This is a genomic window from Sphingorhabdus arenilitoris (assembly GCF_042651485.1).
GTDB classification, from domain to species: Bacteria; Pseudomonadota; Alphaproteobacteria; order Sphingomonadales; family Sphingomonadaceae; genus Sphingorhabdus_B; species Sphingorhabdus_B arenilitoris.
The window spans coordinates 1111722-1127561 of the sequence record NZ_JBHSDH010000013.1; the positions used below are offsets into that span (position 1 = coordinate 1111722).

The following is a 15840-nucleotide window of genomic DNA, read 5'->3' on the forward strand; positions in this document are numbered from 1 at the left end:
TCCTCTCCTAATGTATCCTCGCTGTGGGCTACTCGCCCAAAACGCGGCTGGCAAATAGCTTCTTTGCACTTTCGATGTTATTTCGCGGAAACCAGCGCCCGCCGCTCAACCCCCGCTCCCACGCCAGCATTTCGAGCAGCGTTCCGTCGGCAAATTCGGGATCAGGCGTCATTTGTGCCATCGGATCGGCATAAACCGCATCAGCAGGCACAATCTCCCAGCCATCGGCGCGCAGCGCGGCGGCAAGATCATCAACATATAGCGCCGCCAAGTCGGTTTCGTGCAGCAACAGCATCTGCACCGGACGGCGCTTCAACAAACGCTGCGCCAACCGGTCGGAAAAATTCGCCGATGCAACGTGGGTTTCGATATATAATTTGCGCAGCGCGGTCATATTCATTTTGCGGCCAGCCTTTTTCGCCTGAACCGTTTGTGCCTCCATATACCAATCCCACCCGTCCGCGGTGACATAGCCGTTGCGCAGGCCCCGCGCCTTCAATCCAGCGCGCACTGCGTCCCGCTTTGCCTTGTCGCGGCGTCCTTCGTCGAGGCGCGGGAAACGGAACCATGGCCGGTATCCTGGCAAGGGTTTCAGCCATTTTTCCGCCGCATCTATATCGGCCAAAAATATCGCAGCAGACACTTGCGACAGCGGTTTATGCGTGGCGGTATGGTTGGCCAGCAAATGACCATGGGCGGCATAGTTGACAAGCTCGCCCTGCTCCGCCGCAGCCGGTGTAACGCGCCCTGGATTGACGAAAAATACCGCCTGCGTAATCCCGCCCTTCTTCAATGCTTTTATCAGCATTTCAGGCCTTTTTTGAATATCAAGAAACGCGCCCGCGCCGCGCGGCGCATCATCAAAGCTGATCGCGATACGTTTGCGGCTGGCGCCCGGCGCCGATTCTTTCGCCGATTCCTTCGCCGGTGCCATGCTGGCTGCGGGACTTTGCTGTGACAGGAAAAACACGAATGCGGCCAGCGCGCCGAATGCCGCCACGTTAAATGCGACGATATCCGTCCACGATAGTCTGGATATTTTGCGAAGCACCATTTGCACGCAGAATCACTCCCTCACCGGTATGGCGAAGCCCATGATTATTCACATATTCGGCGATTCCGCCAGAGCGGCGTTCAACACGGCCTAGGGTGGGACGATTGTATCAAATTGCATTCGTCATTCCCGCGCAGGCGGGAATCCAACACCGGAACTGTCAGTGTCTTTTCGGACCGTTGCTATTTGGACGCAGGAACAGGAGCTGGATTCCCGCCTGCGCGGGAATGACACAGTATATTGTCAGCGCCCCTCACCCCATAGTCGGGATAACAAAGGCATTGCCGCCGTCTGGTGAGCCATCGGGCCAGCGCTGTGTTATCGTCTTTACCTTCGTCCAGAATTTGACGCCTTCCATGCCATGCTGATTGGTGTCACCAAAGGCGCTGCGCTTCCACCCGCCGAAGCTGTGATAGGCAACAGGCACGGGAATCGGCACATTGATGCCGACCATGCCAACATTGACGCGCGCGGCAAATTCGCGCGCGGCATGGCCGTTCCTTGTGAAGATCGCCACGCCGTTGCCATATTGATGCTGGCTGGGCAGCGCCAGCGCCTCTTCGAAATTCTGCGCCCGCACCATTTGCAGCACGGGGCCGAAAATTTCTTCCTTATAGCTTTCCATGTCGGTCGTGACCCGGTCGAACAGCGACGGACCAATGAAATAGCCATCTTCATGCCCTTGCAGGCTAAAGCCCCGGCCATCGATGACCAGCTCTGCGCCTTCATCGACGCCCTTCTGTATCCAGCCTTCGACCCGCGCCTTATGCGCGGCATTGACCACCGGGCCATAATGCGCCTCTTCATCGGTGGATATGCCCACGCGCAGCGCATGGATCGCAGGGATCAGCTTTTCGCGCAGCCTATCCGCTGTATCCTCGCCCACCGGCACCACGACGGGCAGCGCCATGCAGCGCTCACCTGCCGAGCCGAAGGCCGCGCCGGACAGGTCATTCACCACCTGATCCAGATCGGCATCGGGCATGACGATCCCGTGATTTTTCGCGCCGCCCATCGCCTGCACCCGCTTGCCTGCTGCGACGCCGCGTTGGTATACATAATGGGCAATGTCGGATGAGCCGACAAAGCTGACCCCGCCGATCGCCGGATGATCAAGGATCGCATCGACCATTTCCTTGTCGCCATGCACGCATTGCAAAATGCCTTCGGGAAGCCCCGCCTCCAGCATCAGCTCAACAAGGCGCACGGGAACGGATGGATCGCGCTCAGATGGTTTCAGGATAAAGGCATTGCCCGTCGCAATCGCCGGGCCGAACATCCACATCGGGATCATCGCGGGAAAATTAAACGGCGTGATGCCTGCCCCAATGCCAATCGGCTGCCGCATCGAATAAACATCAATGCCCGGCCCTGCACCCTGTGTATATTCGCCCTTCAACACATGGGGGATACCGCAGCAAAATTCGATGACCTCTAGCCCGCGTTGCACGTCGCCCTTGCTGTCGGCAATCACCTTGCCATGTTCGGACGACAGCATGTGCGCGAGTTCGTCCATATGCGCCTCGACCAGTTCCTTAAACCGGAACATCACCCGCGCGCGGCGCTGCGGATTTGTGGCCGCCCAAGCGGGCTGCGCCGCCAATGCGGCATCAACGGCCCTATCGAGAACCGCAGCATCGCCCAGCGCAACCTGTGCCTGCACCACGCCATTATTGGGGTCAAAAACCTCCCCATGCCGCGCTGATGTCGCTGCTCCGCCCACCATGAAATGATCAATCTGACGCATAATTGCTTCCTCCTCTGCCACTGAAATGGGCCGGAAGTCGCCGGATTGCAAGCACTGCTGCGCCATCATTATTGATAGGCAATTTTATTGCCCGCTGCGCCCCTCAGCCGCGCGGAATGATCGCTATTTGTCCGGCTTCATCATCATAAATTGCGCAAGCAATATCATAGACCGCTTTCATATTCGCGGCGGTCAATACATCGCGCGCCAAACCGTTGGCAAACACCCGCCCCTGATGCAGCAGTACAATATGATCCGCCACCCGCGCCGCTTGGGTTAGGTCATGCAGCACCAATGCAACGCCCGTCCCTGTTGCGGCCAAGCTGCGTATCTGCCGCAATATTTGCATTTGATAGCGCGGGTCGAGCCCCGCCAATGGTTCGTCGGCGAGCAGCCATTGCGGCCGCCCTGCAAGCACGCGGGCGAGCAAGACCCGCGCCCGCTCCCCGCCCGATAGGCTGCGCACGCGGCGACCTGAAAATTGGGCGCAGTCGGTTGCCGCCATCGCGGCATCGATGCAGGCATCATCCTCTTGCTTGCTGCTGACCCCTGAAAAAGGATAGCGGCCCAAAGCGACCAGTTCGCGGACATTGATGTCCCAATATATGGCGGCGCTTTGGGGCAGCAATCCAATGCGCTGCGCCCGCGATTTTGCGTCCATCGCCGCCACATTCTGCCCGTCCCATAGAGCCGCGCCTTCGTCAGGGGTCAGCAGCCCCGACAGGCATCCAAATAACGTCGATTTGCCCGCGCCATTGGGTCCCAATATGACGCTGATCTGGCCCGCCGGTAATTGCACGGAAACATCATTCAGCAATATGGCCCCGCCTGCGCGGACGGTCAGGCCGCTGGCTTCAAACATCGCGAAAGCCTCCCCCAATGCTATGCGCCGCGCGTTGCCGCAGCAAAATGGCGAGGAAAAAGGGCGTGCCCAGCACCGCCATGACAATCCCGAGCCTAATCTCTCCTGCGCCCGGGGCGAGCCGCACCAGAGCATCAGCGGTCATGGTCAATATCGCTCCGCCCACCGCGCTGGGCAGCAATATCGCCGATGGCCGCTCCCCAAACCAATAGCGCATGACATGGGGCACGATTAAACCGACAAATCCCACCACTCCTGATACCGCAACCGCCGCGCCAACGGTGAACGCGACTCCCGCAATCACCATCCAGCGCAGCCGGTGTAAATCCGCGCCAATGCTGCGCGCCCCCATTTCGCCCAATGTCAGCGCGTCGAGGCTGCGCCCTGTGATCAGCAGCAGCAATGCGCCCACCAGCATAAAAGGAGTAGCGCGCCAGACATCATCCATGCTCCGATCGGTAAGCGCGCCCATCAGCCAACTGACGATCTCGCTCGTGGCGTAGGGGTTGGCCGATATGCTGATCAAAAATGCAGTCAACGACCCAGCCAGTGTCGAAAGGACCATGCCGCCCAGCAGGAAACCCAACGGACCCGATCCCCGCCCCGCCATGATCGCGAGCAGCGCCGCTGCGCCGCCCGCGCCGATCATCGCGCAGATAAAAATGCCATAGGGCCAGGCCGCCAATCCGAAAAATATCGCGGCGACTCCGCCAAATGCGGCGCTCGACGAGACACCGACCACCGTGGGATCGGCCAATGGATTGCGCAAACACCCCTGTAAGACTGCGCCCGAAAGGCCAAGCACTGCGCCGATGGCAGCGCCCAATATCGCGCGGGGCAGCCGCAGCTCCGCCATAATCCATCCATCTGCTCCGCCCGCAAACCAATGGGCCGGCGATATCCAGATTTTGCCCGCCGACAGGGACAATATAAATGCCGCGAGAAGCAAGATCAGGAGGATAATACGTTTCATGCCGCGCGCATCACCTTCATCGCTTCAATGATCGTCGGCCCGCCGCAAAATAGCAGCCTGTCGGGGAAAGTGACGATCTTTGTTTCAGGAAAATAGCGCAGTAATTTGCGCCGCATCGCAAGTTCGCGTCCCGCCTCGCCATCGCCTGTCACCGGCATAAAAATGACATCGGGCGGATTGCGAACAAGCGGCTCCAGCGGCAGCTGGCTCCATTGGCTAAGGCCATAGGTAGCGCTGGCATTGGTAAAGCCCGCCCGCGATAAAAGCTCATCCTGCAGCGTGCCTTTGCCCGGAACAAAGCCGCCCGTTTGCCAGATAATCGCCCGGCGGCCTGTCGCGGGCGCGGGCGTGGTGGCTGACATGATGCGCTGCATCAGATGCTCTGCGGCTTGCATTCTGCCGATTGCCTTGCCCACGGCTTTCACCTGCTCCAAATTTTCCGGCACATTGGCTGGAACGCCGAAAGCTTCATGCCTTATGGCGGCTTTGGCAAGCGCCGCGTTGGTTCCGCTGCTCGCCAAATTGCCGGTCAGCAGCAGGCGGGGCCGCGCCGCGATAACTTCCTCCGCGCTGATTCCCAATGCCGGATATTGCCGCGCCCATTGGACAGGCGCCGACGCGCTCGCCGGATCATGGCTGTAAATGCTGACCGCCGCCACCTGCCCGGGCGCGGCGATTTCGGAAAGCACCGCGTCGATGCAAGGGTTGTTCGACACAATGCCGCCCGGCGCAATCTCGGTCTGGCCGCTGCAACCGGCCAAAGCCAGAAACAAGGGCCAGACCCACCGCATCAGAAATTGGCCCTGATGCCGATATGCGCGGTGCGGCCATAATTGCCATAGCCGCTGACCGTTTCGTAATTTTCATCGCCCAGATTATCGACCCGCCCATATAGCGTAACAGCACCGGTCACTTGATAAGAAGCCCGCAGCGCGACTAACGCATAGCCATCGAGCTGCGTGCGCGTGAATGTTTGAAAATCCGTATCAAAACTATCGCCAACCATTTGCAATGACGCGCCTAGATTTACGCCGTCAACGGGTTGCCAATCGGCGTTGATATTGGCGTCATGTTTTGGCCGCCGAAGCAGCGCGAGCCCGCTGGTCCGATCTTCGCTATCGGTATAGCTGTAATTGGCATCAATGGTGACATTATCCGCCGGGCGGATATTCATTTGCAGCTCCAATCCCTTGGCGCGGGTGCGGTCGATATTGTCATAGGTGCCAAAGGGCCGGTTTGTGCATATCCCGGTGGTCTGACCAAAGCAGGAGGCAAAGTCGATCTGATCCCGGCTGTTGCGCAAAAATAGCGCCGCGCCCAGTGTCAGCCGGTCGTCCAGCAGCTTTTGTTCGATGCTGACTTCATAACTGCGCGACTGTTCGGGTTTCAGCGTCACATTGCCAAAATCGCTGCGCAGTTGGAACAAGGTCGGGGCCTTAAACCCCTCGCCATAGGCCGCACGGATAACAGTGTCATATGAGGGACGCCATGACCCATTTGCGCTGAATGTCACTTGGCTGCCATAATCGCGGTGATCGTCAAAGCGCGCACCGCCGGTGAACGTCACGCTATCGCTGGGATCGGCGATGATCTGGCCAAAGGCGCTCGATACGTTGGTTTTGGCAAAAGTGAAGCCATCGTTGAAGCGCGAATTTTCATGCTCAATGCCAAACACGCTGCGCAGCGCGCCGCTCAATTGCGCATCGCCGACATATTCAAACCGCTCGGTCCGCCCGCGCGCCAGAAAATCGGGCACAGCCTGTCCCGCTATGCTGAAATTATCGCGGTTAATATCGGCAATGGTGAAGGCCGCCCGGTTTTTCAGCGCGCCGTCAAATAACCGGAAATTCACGCCAGCATAGCCAAATATTTCCTGCGCGGTGGAAAAATCGGTCGTATCGGCAAAGCTGAACAGTGGCGGCGGGAAACCGTCTATATCGGTTTTGCTATCGGCAAAATAACCGCGCAGATCGACATCAATATCATCCGATAGCCTAAGTCCAATTTTCCCATTGGCGGCATATTGGCGGTATCCATCGGCTTCGGTGCCGCCGCGAAAGGCGGAGATGGCATCGTCGCGAAAATATCCGCCGCCCAATGATGCGGATAATATGCCGCTTTCAATACCGGCATTGGCAGCCACGCTGCTTCGGTCATTGCTGCCATATTCGGCGCGCGCGTTTAGCCCCTGCGGCGCGGAGGTGACGATGTTAACAACGCCGCCAATCGCTTGGCTGCCCCATGGCACGCTATTGGGACCGCGTAAAATTTCGACCCGTTCGATATTGCCAATCAACAAATTGCCAAAGTCAAATCCGCCGCCGGGCGACGATGGATCATTCACCCGCACCCCGTCGATCAGGGTCAGCGTTTGATCCCCCTCCGCGCCGCGAATACGCAAGGCGGTAGTCTTTCCAATGCCGCCATTGCGCGACACGGTCACGCCCGGCGTGCTGTCAATCAGGTCGGAGATGGTTGCTGCCTGCCGCTGTTCGATCAGGGGCAGATTTATCTCGGTAATCGATTGGCCGACCTGTTCGGGATAGGATGGCGCGCCATTGGCGGTAACAATAATGGGTCTAAGGCGTGGCGGAAGGATCGTTTCATGATCAAACGATTCCCCGTCGGTTGACACTTGATCCGTATTTTGGCTGTCCTGCGCCCAGACAGAACAGCTATAGCCCCCCAGCACCGCACAGGCAGCGCCGCATTTCAACAATGATTTCAACATTCAAACTTGCTCCTTTTGTAACGACATGATTTTTGTCGTCACAGGAGCGGGCGCATCGCTGCGGCCTTCCACTCACCCGGCAACCCTCGACCGCGTGATGAACGACGATGCACCGGCAGGTCTCCTGACTTTCGGGTCAATGCTCTGGCTTCGCCTTCCCGGATTGCTCCAGTGGCATGATAAAGCCATCGCTCGCCGATTACAGTTGCGAGGACAGTCCCGGATTTGCGCGTTTCCGCACGCACCGGCTTCCCTATTATCCCGTTGTTACACAGGACCGGACATCGCCATTGCCCCTAGGCGTGAAGCTGGGGACGGTCAACCGCTGAAATTGCCAAGGATGACGCCGCTACCCCTTGCGCCATTTGGTCCATAAATGCCGCGCCAACATGGCGGGCGGCATCCGCAGCCAATGCGAGCGGATATAGAAGAGCAGCCGTGTGAATTTATGCGTGCCGCGCCCCCATTCATCGCGGGCGAGCAGGCGGCGACTATAATATCCGTCCTGCCAATGGGCTTTGCGCCATGCAGGCGGAATTTCGGTGCCAAATAGGTGCGCCGAAACCCGCGCCGCACGCTGCACGGCGGGCAAAAGCTGATGATGGCTGGCCCGCCGCTCCAACTGCGCCCAAAAATCTGTGGTTTGTTCTGCAAATTCCTGCGTCAAACAGTGATAATCCCAAAGGTTGCGAAGCCCGCCAGTTAAATCGCCATCGGCCATCAAATGCGCGGCGCAGTGGCACGCCATGTCTTCTGGGGTGAATACAAACAACTCTCCCCTCCCGGTTGCGGGAGGGGCCGGGGGTGGGTTTTTATCGGCAGTGTAAGCCTGCCCAACCCTAACCCCTCCTGCGGGCGGGAGGGGGATAGCATCCTGCAACATAGCCGCCGCATCAGGCTTTGGCCTTGCGGTGAGCGGCAAAATCGTATGATGCACATCGATCATCCGGTCGCGCTCTTTATGGATCAGCGGCGGCAATTCGTGCATATGGTCGCGGTAATAGGCATCGTCATAGGCATCTTCCTTCACCCATTCCCATCCGCCATTACCGGTCAGCGCCGCTTCCGCCTCGGGCAGGCCATCTGCCGCGACCAATATGTCGAGATCGCCAATATGCCGCCCCTCGCCCGCGCGCAGACCGGCGGCAACATAAGCGGTTCCTTTCAGGAGCACCACCGCCCCCGGATATTCGGAGAGCGCCCGCCGCGCACAATCGGCCTCCCACAGTGCGCTGCGATGCTGATATTCCACATTCAGCCGCGCGTCGGCCAGCGCTGCGGCAATAGGCGGCGGCATATCCATGCCCTGAAGCTTGCAGGCCAGCGTGCCCAAAAGCTGTTCGGCCCGCGCGATGGTAATCAGCGCGGTCCAGCCCTCACCGCTGAGCGATTGCACGGACGCCGGATCGCGCAGCGCGGCGACAAGTTGCCTTGCACTGCTCATGCCAGTTCAGCCCATAATTGCTCGACCAAAGCTTCGGCTTCCTCGCCGCTTTGATAGTCGATGGCGCGGGCGGGGACCTCCTCTACAAAACGGGTCAGCGCGGTAAAGCCTGCCTCGCTCAGCGCGACATAATTGGTCGATGCCTGCGTCAAACGCATGAACACCTCGCCCGCGCCCATGTCGCGGATCGCAGGAGCATAGCCAAATCGCGGAAATAGCAGCAAAGCAGGCTTGGCCGCTTCGCCCATGCGCTCAATCGCACCCGCTGGCGGGGCCATATGGCATATGTCACCTTTTGGCGTCCCGCGCATCAACGGCCCGAAACGGGCACTTGCCGCTGCCGCCTGCATCGCGGCTATCGCTTCATTTTTCAGGCTGATCATACGCGGATAGGGTATGGCGTTGCCGGTGACCGGATCGATCAGCGCAAATTCATCGCCCATGAAGCGCCATCCCTTATGCCCCAGCATTGCCGACAAGGTTGATTTGCCCGACCCCGACGCGCCTGTCATAATCAATGCCTTGCCGCCCCGCTCGACTGCGCTCGCGTGCAAAATCAATTGCCGCCGCCAACCCAGCGCCATTTGCAAATTCATACCCATTTCTGCGGCCAATAATCCTTGGTCCAGGGGTAAGGGCGCAGCATCGGGCAGCATATAGTCGCCATTGATCGCAACCGATGGCCGAATGAAACGGCGCAGCGCGCTGGTCGCCTCCAACCGGACGGTGAAGTCGGTGAAATCAGCGGCGGGATAATCGGCATAGAGCGAGCGCATCTGCTCCACCGGCGCGGGCCAGTCGCTGCCAATACGAAAAGCGGCTGGCCCGACACGGACGCGAAATTCATGGCGCATGGACAGGCTCCACCAGGCCCAGAGAGGCCAGTTCTTCCAGCCTTTCCGACAGTATTATCTGCACGTCATCGCCGCCGTCCATATCGAAACTGCCTGACAGCTTTGCCATGAGTTCAGACGCGGTCATCGCCTCGCCTGCCATCGCTTCCAATATTTGCGGCACAGGGTCGGCGACAATATGCGTGATGCCGCTGCGCCGTTGATAGATAAGCGTCATCACGTCGAGCGGATGGATAATAATATCCTCGCTTTTTTCGGCGCGATATTTTTGGTCAAGAGGCGTTGGGCCAGTCATGCAGACGGCCTATCAAAAACCCCTTAATAATCAATAATAGTGATGAAGCGCCTCATCGCGGCATTTGCAGCGAGGCGTAACAGGTAAATCCGCTCTGCCCATGTTGCAGGCGGCGGATATAATTCACATAGGCCTGGCTTTCTTCATAGCTCGTGCCCGGCAAGCTGCGCCCGCGCAGCGCGGCTTTTACCTGCTCGCCCGTAAATTTACGCCCCGTCGGTGCAAAGGAACCCGGCGTATCGGGGGTAACCAAACGCCCATCGGCGGCGATATTCTGACCCGCAGCATGGGGGCCTGTAACCGGAATTTCGCAGTTGAGCACCGAACCTGCCGCCTGTGCCAAGGCCGGACGAACCGAAACCACTGCCGCTGCACCCACCGCACCCAGCATCAATGCCCGGCGGCGTGTGGGCTGCCAGTCACGGCCCGCTGCATCTGCCGGGTCCACGCTTGCTGCACCCTCGCCCTTGCTGTGCTGTGTATCATTCGGTTTATCGGTCATCGTTGATCAATCCTATCGTCGGACGGTGGCCTATCATAAAATCGCGGAAAAGCCATAGGCGGCTCTTGTCTTGTTCTGCGGCGTCTATATGTGGGACAAATATCGACAAAAGCCTAATGCGAGGCTTGGGAGTTATTAACCATGTTGCGGACGTTAATATCAGTCAAGACGGCGTTTGCAGTGCTGATTATCCTGGTCGGTGCATATATGGCCAGCCTTGATAACGGCCAATTTGAACGCATGGTGATCATGTTTATCGCCGCCTTGATCGCGTTATTCATCGGCACGGATTATGATGACCGAAAAGAGGCCGAAGAACGCAGGCTCCGCGAACAGCAGCATAGTCCCCAAATTAGCAGTCATGAACAATTTCAATTGCTGCTCGATGCCAGCGCAGACGCCGTGGTCGTTGTCAAAAACGCCCGCGTTACCCATGCCAACAAATTGGCGCTACAGCTGTTAGGCGGAGAAATAATCGGGAAATCCGTGCAAATAGCCTTTCGCCATGCAGGCGCGATCGAACGGCTGTCCGATCCCGATGTCAAGCATGATGGCCGGCCGATACGGTTGATAGGTATCGGTCTTCGCGACCAGATTTGGGAAATGCGGATCGCGGCATTGGGCGATAATGAAAAGCTGGTCCATCTGTCCGATAAAACCGGACCGCAAGCCGCCGAAAAAATGCGTGTAGATTTTGTCGCCAATGCCAGCCACGAATTGCTGACGCCGCTGGCCGCAATAAAAGGCTTTATCGAAGCGCTGACCGAGACCGAAGCCGGGGCGGAGAAGAAAACCCGAAAAAGATTTCTCAAGATCATGGAAGATGAAGCCAGCCGGATGCAGGCGCTGATCCGCGACTTAATGTCGCTTTCACGCATTGAGGCGGAAAAATATCACTTGCCCTCCGCCGTCCTGCATATGGACCGGATAATCACCGACACGGTACAGCCATTGATTGAGGGCGCGGATCCGCGCGGACATGATATTGTGTTGAATCTGGCCGCTGATTTGCCGCCTGTTATGGGTGATGAGGGACGGCTGCGCCAATTGGTCAGCAATATCGTGGCCAATGCCATGAAATATGGCCGGGCAGCTACGCCCATTATCGTCGCATTGGAACAGTCCCGGTCAGGATCAATGTTGGCGCTATCGGTTGCGGATGAAGGGGAAGGCATAGCGCCCGAACATCTGCCGCGATTGACCGAGAGATTTTACCGCGTCGATTCGGGGCGAAGCCGCGCCATTGGCGGCACTGGGCTGGGACTGTCGCTGGTCAAACATATTGTCGATGGCCACCGCGGGCATTTGGAAATCAAAAGCGAACAAGGCAAAGGCACGACAATCCGCGTGTTGATACCCATTGCGGGTAAGCAGTGAGGATAAGCCGGAGTAGCCTCATCTCGGCGGCGATTACCGCTGTCATTTATTTGAAATATAAGAGTCACATTCGCGCCATCTAACCCGCCTAATGGCGTCCCCAGCGGAGCAACAAAAGCCTCTCCCGGCCAGCTCCGATTTTATTTTTATGGGGATAAAATTTCAATGTTAAAAAAATTATCGCTTATTGCCATCAGCACTCTGGCGCTGGCCGCCTGTAATGACCAAGCCAGCTCCGGCGGCTCGGCTGGTGCTCGTCAGGAAATCCGTATTGTCGGTTCGTCAACTGTATTTCCTTTTTCGAAAGCTGTTGCCGAAGCTTTCCAGAAAGCCGATCCTTCGCGCAAAAATCCGGTTGTTGAATCGACCGGAACCGGCGGCGGGATCGAAGCATTTTGTGCCGGCGTAGGCGCACAAACGCCTGACATCGCAAACGCTTCGCGCCGCATGAAAAAAAGCGAGTTTGAAACTTGCACGAAAAATGGCGTTACCGACATTGTCGAAATCCAAGTTGGTATCGATGGTATCGCAATTGCGGAATCGGTCAAAGGCCCTGAAATGAAGTTAACCGCTGTCGATGTTTATAAAGCGTTGGCCGCAAATCCTTTTGGCAAGCCGAACACCAGCAAAAACTGGTCGGATGTCAATCCGTCGCTCCCCAATTTGCCAATCGCTGTTTTTGGCCCACCCAAAACCTCTGGTACACGCGATGCGTTTGCTGAGCTGATTTTGGAAGCAGGCTGCAAAACCGACGCTCCGACCAAGGCGTTGAAAGACACCGACAAAGACAAATATGAAGCCATCTGCCATGACATCCGCACCGACGGAATGTATAAAGAGCAAGGCGAAAACGACAATTTGATCGTTCAGAAGCTGGCCGCCAACCCGAATATGCTCGGCGTATTTGGCTATAGCTATATGGAAGAAAATGCCGCAACGGTTCGCGGTATTGCGATCGACGGCGTAACGCCAACCTTTGATGCGATTGCGGACGGCAGCTATCCCGGCGCCCGCCCCTTGTTCATCTATGTCAAAAAAGCCCATGTCGACAAAATTCCCGGCATCAAAGAATTTTTGGCTGAATTTGTGTCAGCTGGCGTTAAGGGCAGCTATCTTGCGAAACTGGGCCTGATCGCGGCTCCCGATGATGTTCGCAAAGCGGCAACCGATGCGGCGACAAACCTGACCACCCTTGATGGTTCAAAGCTGAAATAAAACTGCAACAATGATAGCGTCTATGGGCACGGAAAGATTCGGGTATAAGAATCGCTTCCGTGCCCTTTTTTTGGGCGCATCCGGTTATAACAGGGGTTAATGGAACATCATGGCTGGAACCGCTTTATTGTTCCTAATTTTGGGTCTTGGCTTAATCGCCTGGATCACTGGCCGGACCCGGGCCGCCATGTTTGTGCGCGATGGTGCGGGCAAACAACGCGGCTATGTCAACAGCCTGCCGTCCTATCATGGCTGGTATCTGGCGCTGTGGGCGGTTATCCCTGCGATTATTTTTTCAATTACGTGGGATTTCATTTCCCCCGGGCTGGTGACCAATATGGTCTTGCTGTCACCTGCCGCCGCCGATTTGCCAGCCGGTGATTTTGGCCGGGCGGCAATATTATCCGAAGCGCGCGCGATTGCTCAGGGCCTGCAAGATAGCGCGTTTCAAGCGCAATCCGAAGCATTGGTTCCGGCCTATAAAGAGGCATTGTCGCATTATCGCTGGATCGGTTTTGCCGTAGCAATGGCGCTTTTTCTCGTGGGCGCTTTATTCGCCTATACGCGGTTGAAACCTGATTTGCGCGCCCGCACGAAGGTGGAGCGGCTCGTCATGGCGTTGCTGCTGATCGCATCCTTGATCGCGACCATCACCACCATCGGCATTTTCGCCTCGTTGATTTTTGAAACCGTCCGGTTTTTCCAAATGGTCTCGCCAATCGAATTTCTTTTCGGCACAAGCTGGAGCCCACGCGCGACCGTTGGTGAAGGCTATGACAATGGCTATGGCGCGATACCGTTATTTTGGGGCACAATATTTGTCGGCGCGGTCATTGCCATGATTGTCGCCATACCATTGGGCCTGATGAGCGCAATTTACCTGACCCAATATGCCAGCGCCCGGATGCGCAGTTGGATGAAACCGATATTGGAGATTTTGGCTGGCGTGCCCACCGTTGTTTATGGCTATTTCGCCGCATTGACCGTGGCGCCTGCGGTGCGCGACTTTGCGGTGTTGATCGGGTTCAGCAATGCGGCGTCGGACAATGCGCTGGCCGCTGGCGTGGTGATGGGCATTATGATCATCCCGCTCGTATCGTCGATGGCCGATGACAGCATCGCCGCCGTGCCCAGCGCAATGCGCGACGGGTCGCTCGCCATGGGCGCAACGAAAAGCGAAACGATCAAAAAAGTCCTGCTGCCCGCTGCATTGCCGGGCGTGGTTGGCGGCATATTGCTGGCCGTCAGCCGAGCGATTGGCGAAACGATGATCGTGGTCATGGCGGCGGGTTATACCGCCAACCTGACCGCAAATCCGTTTGCCAGCATCTCAACCATCACGGTGCAGATTAAAGCGCTGCTCACCGGAGATATTAACTTCAACGGACCGCAAGTGCTGGCCGCGTTTGCCCTTGGCCTGACGCTGTTTCTGGTCACGTTCCTGCTCAACATCATGGCGCTGCGCGTTGTGAAGAAATATCGTGAAGCTTATGACTGATACAGCCGCCGCCCCCAAAAAAGCGCCCACCAATTGGCAAAGCGATGAAATGCAGCGGCGGATCGCCAAACGCTATGCCGCCGAAACCCGTTTCAAATTTATGGGTTATTTTGCCATCGGCCTGTCGGTATTATTTCTTGCATTCCTCCTGTTCACCATGGTCGGCAAAGGGCTGAATGGCTTTCGGCAAACACAGATAGCCCTGTCGGTTGACCTGCCCGCACTGAGCGCAGGGGCCAACCCAGAATCGCTGCGTGGTCCCAATGCAAATGCCACGCTGCAATCGATGGATTTGCCCGGGATAGTCAATCTGGCCGTGACCCGGGGTTATGGCGAAAAAGGTATCAATTATGTCTCCGCCAATGCGGCGGTGACTTTGCGTGAACAATTGCTCGATAATCCTGATCTGATTACGCAAAAGACCAAAATCTGGCTACCTGCCGCATCGCCGCTTGACATTGCTTATAAGGGAACGGGCAGCGCGGAGATGGAAAAAGCGGCTCGGGAGTTGAGCGCACAGGGCAATTTGAAATCCGGCTTTAACTGGAATTTCTTATCCGCGTCGGACGCCACCGATCCTGCTGATGTCGGGATATGGGGGGCGCTGAAAGGATCGTTGCTGACGCTGATCGTGACGCTTTCGATGGCTTTCCCGGTCGGCGTATTGGCGGCGCTATATCTCGAAGAATATGCGCCCAAAAACAAATTCACCGATTTGATTGAGGTGTCGATTAACAATTTGGCCGCGGTTCCATCGATCATATTCGGCTTGCTTGGCCTCGTGGTATTCCTGACCTGGTTTGGGATGCCGCGATCCTCCTCGCTGGTTGGCGGGTTGACCCTCGCGCTGATGACCATGCCGGTGATTGTCATTGCCGGGCGTAACGCGATTAAGTCGGTTCCACCATCGATCCGTGAGGCCGCAATGGGTATTGGCGCATCCCCGGTGCAGGTGGTGTTTCACCATGTCCTGCCGCTCGCTTTGCCCGGTATCCTGACCGGCACCATCATTGGCATGGCCCGCGCATTGGGCGAAACAGCGCCGTTATTGATGATCGGCATGGTCGCCTTCATCTCCTCCCCGCCCGGCGGATTTGGCGATGCCGCGACCGCTTTACCGGTACAGATTTTCCTATGGTCGGATGAAGTCAACCGGGGATTTGTTGAAAAAACCAGCGCCGCCATTATCATCTTGCTGATATTCCTGTTGGGAATGAACGCACTCGCCATTTACCTGCGCAATAAATTTGAAACCCGCTGGTAAACGCTATTTAGAAAAAGAGGAGTT

The 15840-nt window shown here is 57.2% G+C and carries 14 protein-coding genes and 1 riboswitch; of the genes, 4 read left to right on the top strand and 10 right to left on the bottom strand.

What is annotated here, in order from left to right; translation table 11 throughout:
* Positions 1–28: 28 nt before the first annotated feature.
* The 10 genes from ACFOWX_RS09480 to ACFOWX_RS09525 all read right to left on the bottom strand — a co-directional run bounded on the left by ACFOWX_RS09480 (position 29) and on the right by ACFOWX_RS09525 (position 10462).
* Positions 29–1054 (bottom strand): polysaccharide deacetylase family protein, encoded by a 1026-nt coding sequence (locus tag ACFOWX_RS09480; protein WP_381424993.1) that lies wholly within the window; start codon positions 1052–1054, stop codon positions 29–31.
* A 253-nt stretch (positions 1055–1307) separates the two neighbouring features.
* Complete coding sequence (locus ACFOWX_RS09485) at positions 1308–2801, bottom strand: CoA-acylating methylmalonate-semialdehyde dehydrogenase (protein WP_381423502.1); 1494 nt, start codon at positions 2799–2801, stop codon at positions 1308–1310.
* Between the two features lie 103 nt (positions 2802–2904).
* A complete protein-coding gene (locus tag ACFOWX_RS09490) occupies positions 2905–3663 on the bottom strand; it encodes an ABC transporter ATP-binding protein (protein ID WP_381423504.1) in 759 nt (252 codons plus the stop codon).
* Positions 3656–4636: a FecCD family ABC transporter permease gene (locus tag ACFOWX_RS09495; RefSeq protein WP_381423505.1), complete on the bottom strand. Its 981-nt coding sequence runs from the start codon at positions 4634–4636 to the stop codon at positions 3656–3658. Before ACFOWX_RS09495 ends, ACFOWX_RS09490 begins: the two co-directional genes overlap by 8 nt.
* On the bottom strand, positions 4633–5427 hold the full coding sequence (locus ACFOWX_RS09500; RefSeq protein ID WP_381423507.1) for an ABC transporter substrate-binding protein: 795 nt from the start codon (positions 5425–5427) through the stop codon (positions 4633–4635). Before ACFOWX_RS09500 ends, ACFOWX_RS09495 begins: the two co-directional genes overlap by 4 nt.
* Positions 5427–7367, bottom strand: a complete 1941-nt coding sequence (locus tag ACFOWX_RS09505; RefSeq protein ID WP_381423509.1) for a TonB-dependent receptor plug domain-containing protein — start codon at positions 7365–7367, stop codon at positions 5427–5429. The genes ACFOWX_RS09500 and ACFOWX_RS09505 overlap by 1 nt, the downstream gene beginning before the upstream one ends.
* A gap of 96 nt (positions 7368–7463) precedes the next feature.
* A riboswitch (cobalamin riboswitch) is annotated at positions 7464–7664 on the bottom strand.
* Between the two features lie 52 nt (positions 7665–7716).
* A complete protein-coding gene (locus ACFOWX_RS09510; protein ID WP_381423510.1) occupies positions 7717–8811 on the bottom strand; it encodes a nucleotidyltransferase domain-containing protein in 1095 nt (364 codons plus the stop codon).
* Positions 8808–9665, bottom strand: coding sequence for an HprK-related kinase A (locus tag ACFOWX_RS09515; RefSeq protein WP_381423512.1), 858 nt, complete (start codon positions 9663–9665; stop codon positions 8808–8810). The genes ACFOWX_RS09510 and ACFOWX_RS09515 overlap by 4 nt, the downstream gene beginning before the upstream one ends.
* Positions 9655–9960 carry an HPr-rel-A system PqqD family peptide chaperone gene (locus tag ACFOWX_RS09520; RefSeq protein WP_381423514.1) on the bottom strand — a complete coding sequence of 102 codons (306 nt, stop codon included), beginning with the start codon at positions 9958–9960 and terminating at the stop codon, positions 9655–9657. The genes ACFOWX_RS09515 and ACFOWX_RS09520 overlap by 11 nt, the downstream gene beginning before the upstream one ends.
* A 52-nt stretch (positions 9961–10012) precedes the next feature.
* Complete coding sequence (locus ACFOWX_RS09525) at positions 10013–10462, bottom strand: hypothetical protein (RefSeq protein WP_381423516.1); 450 nt, start codon at positions 10460–10462, stop codon at positions 10013–10015.
* Between the two features lie 180 nt (positions 10463–10642).
* On the opposite strand from ACFOWX_RS09525, the gene ACFOWX_RS09530 reads away from it, so the two are divergent.
* The 4 genes from ACFOWX_RS09530 to pstA all read left to right on the top strand — a co-directional run bounded on the left by ACFOWX_RS09530 (position 10643) and on the right by pstA (position 15816).
* Positions 10643–11839, top strand: coding sequence for an ATP-binding protein (locus ACFOWX_RS09530; protein ID WP_381423518.1), 1197 nt, complete (start codon positions 10643–10645; stop codon positions 11837–11839).
* Between the two features lie 165 nt (positions 11840–12004).
* A complete protein-coding gene (locus tag ACFOWX_RS09535) occupies positions 12005–13054 on the top strand; it encodes a substrate-binding domain-containing protein (RefSeq protein WP_381423520.1) in 1050 nt (349 codons plus the stop codon).
* Between the two features lie 109 nt (positions 13055–13163).
* The gene (gene pstC, locus ACFOWX_RS09540) at positions 13164–14552 is read left to right on the top strand and encodes a phosphate ABC transporter permease subunit PstC (RefSeq protein ID WP_381423522.1); all 1389 of its coding nucleotides are present in this window, start codon (positions 13164–13166) and stop codon (positions 14550–14552) included.
* The gene (pstA, locus tag ACFOWX_RS09545; RefSeq protein ID WP_381423524.1) at positions 14545–15816 is read left to right on the top strand and encodes a phosphate ABC transporter permease PstA; all 1272 of its coding nucleotides are present in this window, start codon (positions 14545–14547) and stop codon (positions 15814–15816) included. Before pstC ends, pstA begins: the two co-directional genes overlap by 8 nt.
* Positions 15817–15840: the final 24 nt, after the last annotated feature.